The organism is Polaromonas sp. P4_H1, from assembly GCF_056400945.1.
The window spans coordinates 1-500 of sequence record NZ_JBFUKG010000172.1; the positions used below are offsets into that span (position 1 = coordinate 1).

Annotated in this window: 1 protein-coding gene; it reads right to left on the reverse strand. The window is 61.6% G+C overall.

Translation table 11 applies throughout. From position 1 onward, the window contains the following. Positions 1-199: 199 nt before the first annotated feature. On the reverse strand, positions 200-500 hold a 301-nt coding region (locus tag AC1DS5_RS25715; RefSeq protein ID WP_477721069.1), incomplete at its 5' end, for an N-acetyltransferase family protein.

A 500-nucleotide genomic window follows, 5' to 3' on the forward strand; every position in this document is an offset into this window, starting at 1 on the left:
CTCATATTTGATGGGCTCGCCGCCCACCTGGACCTCGATGACGACGTTCACTTCATGCGGCGCCTTGGCGCCGAGCGGGATTGCGTCAAGACGCATCAAACACTCCAGATTTCATAGGACAGGTTGCGACAGGCGTAGCCGAGCGAGGGCCCGGATTCAACGCCTGCGAGACCAGAAAATCATGAACCGGCTTAATGGCTTAATTCGTCCAGGCGAATGCCACTTTATCGAGCGATTTTGCGCCGAAACGCTCCGAGGAGCGGGCCACCATGCGGCCACCCAGAGCGCGGTAGAACTCCGTGGCGCCCTCATTGTCCGACAGCGCCCAGATCACCATGCTCTTCAGCCCGCTCTGCACGAGATCGCGCTTGGCGGAGGCGAACAGCCGGCGGCCGAAGCCGAGGCCCTGGAATTCCGGACGCAGGTAAAGTTCGTAGATCTCGCCTTCGAACTGCAGGCTGCGGGCGCGGTTGCGACCGTAATTGGCGTAGCCGGCGACC